This window comes from Cognatishimia activa, assembly GCF_001458335.1.
GTDB classification, from domain to species: Bacteria; Pseudomonadota; Alphaproteobacteria; order Rhodobacterales; family Rhodobacteraceae; genus Cognatishimia; species Cognatishimia activa.
Window position 1 is genome coordinate 303,918 of the sequence record NZ_CYTO01000024.1, and the last position, 5,500, is coordinate 309,417.

The window sequence follows — 5,500 nt, forward strand, 5'->3', positions numbered from 1 at the left end:
GATCTAACAATTCATCCTCATCAAAGACGGCGAGGCCAACAGAGATCGGATTAACCAAACGATAGCCAACTTCGCGAGGCCCCAAAGCTTCAATAAGAGTCACCTCACCTTTAGAGGTCTGCAAGCTGATTTGGTCACTGGCCGTTAGGTTTATGAGTGAAACCAAGACTTTCAAACGATCTCTTTCGGTGTCCTCGAAAATCAAGATAGACCGATCTTTTGCGGGAAGTACTGTTAGAAAACTGCTTGGTTGCAACCCTTCATATCGATCGGCGCGGACCACGATGTAGTCTGTCGTGCCACGCGCGTTTTCTGGGATTTTAAAACCGAAAACCTCAGGAGTTTCGTTCGGCTGGAACCCGATAAATCGAATAAAAGCAGCGTCTTCAGGCAGGGCCGCCTCATAAAGCGCATCGACACCTTCATCATTTGCGAAAGCACCGCCGAGCGGCATAAGAGCCAGAATTCCGATAAGTAGCCTGCAAAAAGACATTTGAGTCCTTTGTCGTTTCTTAATTATTCACTTTTGGTTTTGGAGAGCGCTCATACTCACCACTTTAATAAAGTTAGGAAAGATACCCTACTGAGTCCCCTTTTTTTGCGCGAGACCTTGGCTGATTGCACTCGCCGAACTGTAAAGCAAAGGTCCGTGAATACATGTGTCATAGGAGCCAATATCGCTGCAGAAACGTAGCATAGCACGAACAGTTTGACGTGTCGCTTTCCCGTTGATCGAACCGGAATAAAAGCCAAGATCTTTTAGCTCGGATTGCACCAAATGAACAAAAGCAGTTTGTTCGGTGGCACGCAAACCCAGCGCGGCATTCACAAAGTCGCTGCCTGATAGACTGCGCACCACTTCGGTCGCCTTTGCTTTACTTGCGCCGTGACTGTTGCGATCGTAGCTCGCAAAGAATTTTTCCCTATATAAGGACGCACCAATAAGAATTGGCTCGTATTTTTCCACAGCTGCGGCATGTAGTTTGCGTGCATTGGGTATCTTCCAACGCAGAACTCTTAGCGCCCGCAAGTATGCTCTGGCAGCGCGCCCGTCCCCTTGATCAGCACTGTTTTTAAGAGTTTTGAGAACACTGTCTAAATCTAACGAAGAAATCCGGCGGGATTTTCGCTCCCAAAGTTGGATTGCCTCTATGGCCGCAGAGACATCGCCGCTTTCCGCGCGATCTTCTAACCAAGAAGCGCCAAAGGATTTATCTGAATCATCTGCAAACTCGTTCAGAAAGTGTAGCCTCGCGTATTCAGCCGCTGCGTATTCGATATCGTTCTCAATCGCGCGTTCATAGAAAGCTTTCGCCTGTGCGGTGTTCCCAAGTTCGAGGTGCACCCTCGCGATACTCAAGAGCGATCCGGCATTGCCGGCGTCATATGCCTGTTCGTAGAGCGAAAGCGCTTTGCGCAAATCTTGCTTCGCCCCCGTGCCTCGTTTGGCAATCTCAGCAAGTTGTCTTAGTGCAGGTGCGTAGTTTTCATCAGCGAGTTTTTCATATTCCGAAACAGCATGCCCAACATTTATTGGAACGCCGGTTCCATTTTCGTAGGCCCGCGCGAGGATGTAGCGTGCCCAAGCAGCGTTGGTCTCGGTGGCAATATCTTCTAGTGCTTGGATTCCAAGTTTAGGTTCAGACAGGGCTCCGAACTTCCCGCCAACATGAAGTCTCGCCCAAACTTGTTGGGAAAATCCGTGACCGCGCGCGATCCCACGTTCCAGCACCGCAAGGGCGTTTTCCGGTTGGCCAAGTTGAATATAGATAGTTGCCATCCGCACCAATGAAGTGTCGCGGCCCTCGGCAGCGGATTCACTGTGCAATGCGAGGGCTTTCTCGAGATCTACCTCACCGCTGGTCCCCAGCCGATAGTCTTCCGCTTGGTCGTAAAGTGTTTGTGAAGAAGCCGATAGCGTCTGAAGGCTCATTCCGAGAACAGCTGCTAGGACAAAATTTAAGACACGGTTTTGCATTTTGAAGCCTTCCCGTTGACCGATTGAAACCCTAAAACTCTAACTTTCGCCGAAGCACTATAAACGACTTTACAACAAATGTCTTTATTTTCCACGGCTTATCAAAAAACAAGCTGGGTGTTATGTTTTATATGAGACAGCGCTCTGCATTTCGACGCTGGGGAGTTTTTCAAATTCAGAGAACCGCTCTGTGTCTTCGGGAAGTTCAGAGATAAAAGCGATGTCGAAATTTGGCGTGTCGTCCAAGCCAAGATGCACACGTTTCAGTCTAGTCGCCTGCAAGGTTTCTACCTCTGTATCAAAAAGAACACTCGTAATGGTTTGCGCTCCGCAAATCAGGCATATCCATTCGAGCTCAGGGTCATGGGGGCCTATAATCGCGATGTCTTTGTCGCGTATTGAGGCGACATGTCCCTCTATCTCTCTGTGTAATTTCTCAAAACGCTCGGTGAACGCGTCTGTCACGTTAAGCCGCTCGGATTGCCACAGGTCGTCGGGCACAGAATCCCAAATCAAACGCAATCGATTTTCTACACTGGTGCCAACGTCCAAAGGTTTGACCGTCTCTAGCGCATGATCCTGATGTAGATGCTTGAATACTGAGAAAATGGCACTCATTTCGGGCTGATTGACGCCAAGACCCAAATTATCTTCAAATTCATCAAAAGCGGACTGGTTCTCCGTCAAATGCGGCAGGTTTCTTAACAAAGCAATGGCGTGGCCCCACCTATGTACGGATGCCAACCAGAGGATGCGAACAATTGTTGTGGAGTGCCCATACCAAGGATCGCTAAACGCGGCAGGCACCGGCGCATCCTCAAGCAAAGATTCAAATTCCAAAGCTGTTAATTGTGACCACGCCGGACCTGGAGTTAATACCGCTATATTGCACCAAGCCGGTTGATCTGTGGGAAGTAACTCTACGACATTTAGTCCAAGCAATGCGTTCACATAGGCGGCGACTTCCGGGGCACGGCTGCCAAAGACATTTTTGATAAGGATCTGCCCATCTGCGGAAAACGACGTGCTTAACATGCATAAGATATAATGAATGTCTTCTGCCGAGCGCGGTCCGTCGTAAAAGCAAAATGAAAACGTTGTGTTTTCCGGAAGGACAGCATCCCGAATATCGGATTCAATCACCAGAACTTCGAACTCTGTTTCTTGAATGTTTTTCTCAAATGCGGACCGAAAAGATCCCTCCGGTTCGGCAACACCTGGGTAGCTCCTGTTTTCGCTGTCTGACCATTCAAAACGGTCGACAACCACGGTTGGTGCAGCGTTTGCGAATTCCCGAGTGATCGCACCAAGCCATGGACCAATCTCCAGAATGGTTCCGCTGTTCAGAGCAAGTCGGGATACAACCAAGTCAAAGTCGGCGTTTCCCAACATACGAGGAACTTCAGTCCCCACGTTTGCTTCCTTGTTTTCAAAAAGCGTTTCACCCATAGTAACCTCAAAGAAAAAAAGGAACTCGGGTAGAAAATTACAATGCTATCGGAATTCACTCAAGTCCGCGCGCAGCTTTTGGAGCTATGCGCGCAGAAGCGGTTTTCGACAGCGCGTCTACTTTTGTCTGGTTCCGGGTGCCCACCGCAAACACATAGAAGCCTTTGGGAGCATCTTGCGAGAACCTGTCTGGCCTCGGGAAACGACCGGCTGGCTCATCAAATTCGGGAAGAGGTTTGGTCAGCTGATGTACGCTCCTCAGAAATGGCGATTTTAGATGCTGATTACCTTACGGAACGAAGCGCCTTAGACGAGGCAGAGTTCGTTCTGATTGCAACCTTCGGATCTGAGACACAGCTGCCCGATGTTCGTCGGCGGTTGGCTAAAATTTATCTGAAAAAGGCCGTCTTGGCTTCAGAGGGCACACGGGTGCGCTTGGACCGGTCAAAAACCATTCAACTTGCTGAAGCCATGGATATCCAAACGCCCGACGATGCCAAGGTGGTCGTGGATCTATTGCGGTTTTCCGAAGAATTCGCGCGGGCGCTAAAGGTCACGAAAGAGGCCTGCCAACTTTTCCCACAGGATATTTTTCTTAAGTCTCGGCACGCGCGCATTCTTGAAATGGTTCACGATTTAAGCGCCGCAGCATTGGTTTGGGAAAGCCTGATATTAGAGAGCGATCGTTTGCTGGGCGAAGCGCTTTTGAGGCTTGAGAATATCTATACGCGTCTCGAACGCGCTGACGATCTTGAACGCATCCGAACTCAAATTGTCCTAGCAAATATCTCTCTCGTTGAACGCCTGAGATTTGCGTTGCAATCCAATCAACTTGGTGTCGCCTACGCATTGGCCGAGCATGTCGGTTTCAATCCGAGCGCCAGTTCTGAACTCTCAAAGGAAGACCAACAGAAGTTTTGTGATGCATTGTTGGACCACGGCGAAATAGGTCTTGTCGTTTGGTTAAGACGCAGACGGATATCTCTTTCCTCCCGTGCGCGTCAGCTTCTTGACGATCTCGACTTTACAGTAAGCGGTCGTCGGGCCTTGCCCGACAACGTGCACGAAGCAAGGGAAATCCGCAGCCCAAATTTCCTACTTCCGCTAGAAGACACCCTGAGGATGCCACCCAAACCAAAAGGGTGGCCAGCGCCCGGTGTTGACCCAAACTTGGTGCTTTTGGTGACGTCAACCCTTGGCATTGGAGGCGCAGAGCGCCAGTTCGTCGAAACCGCGCGGGCCTTGATCCAAAATGGGCTAGATAAAGAAAAATTGCATATTGGAGTATTTTCGCTTGCCGAAGATCGGGGGCACGCCCACTTCCTATCCGAACTTGAAGGTCTTGGCATCTCGATACATCCACTCTCTCACAGAACGGAACATTCTGCGACTCTACCTTCGCAGGTGAAGTTGCTTTTGGACGCCCTGCCAAGCTCGCTGCGCTACGATTGTATTCCGCTTTGGCATTTGGTGAATACGCTGAAGCCAAACGTATTGCACGGCTGGCAAGACAGGTCTGCTGCGGCATGCGGCATTGTCGGGACGGCGCAGTCAGTCGAGCGGGTTATTCTCAGTTTCCGAAATATGAGCCCGCTCACCCGCAAGAGCGCGCGGCTTTCAGAATATCGGGGGCTGTATCGATCTCTGGCAGACAAAAGTAATGTTACCTTCACAACAAATTCCATCCGCGCATCGCAAGACTATGAGAGTTGGCTGAGCTTGGAGCGCGAGCGCATCACGACGATTTACAACGCTTTCGACACCAGTCACCTCTCGGATCTATTTGTTCCGCAAGGCGGAGCAAAATGTCCGATACCTGCTAAGGGTAAGAAGCTGAGAATTGGCGGCGTTTTCCGGCTCGCGATCAACAAACGCCCCCTCCTTTGGCTACAAACATTGGCATCTTTGCGCGATGAACATGGCATGAATTTTGAACCGGTTCTTTTCGGATCCGGCCCTCTTGAGTCTGAAGTGAAGGCGGAAGCCAGTCGACTCGGATTAGACGACCTGAAAATCCATCAAGGTGTCATAAACGTCGAAGAACTCTACGGCGGGTTGGACATTTTGTTGTTG

The 5,500-nt window shown here is 50.1% G+C and carries 4 protein-coding genes; 1 reads left to right on the top strand and 3 read right to left on the bottom strand.

The window, feature by feature from the left end; translation table 11 throughout:
• The 3 genes from TA5113_RS12580 to TA5113_RS12590 all read right to left on the bottom strand — a co-directional run.
• Window positions 1–493, bottom strand: a 493-nt coding sequence (locus TA5113_RS12580; RefSeq protein WP_058316747.1) for an alginate O-acetyltransferase AlgF, incomplete at its 3' end; no start/stop codon positions are given.
• Window positions 494–580: 87 nt separating this feature from the next.
• The gene (locus TA5113_RS12585) at window positions 581–1,978 is read right to left on the bottom strand and encodes a tetratricopeptide repeat protein (protein ID WP_058316495.1); all 1,398 of its coding nucleotides are present in this window, start codon (window positions 1,976–1,978) and stop codon (window positions 581–583) included.
• A gap of 120 nt (window positions 1,979–2,098) precedes the next feature.
• Window positions 2,099–3,247 (bottom strand): hypothetical protein, encoded by a 1,149-nt coding sequence (locus TA5113_RS12590; protein WP_131726486.1) that lies wholly within the window; start codon window positions 3,245–3,247, stop codon window positions 2,099–2,101.
• A 444-nt stretch (window positions 3,248–3,691) separates the two neighbouring features.
• Here TA5113_RS12590 and TA5113_RS12595 point away from each other — a divergent pair.
• The coding region (locus TA5113_RS12595) for a hypothetical protein (protein WP_165589418.1) at window positions 3,692–5,500 on the top strand (1,809 nt) is incomplete at its 3' end.

Excerpts from the sequence above, each read along its gene's own strand:
- TA5113_RS12585 (WP_058316495.1), bottom strand. The coding sequence starts at position 1,978 with ATGCAAAACCGTGTCTTAAATTTTGTCCTAGCAGCTGTTCTCGGAATG.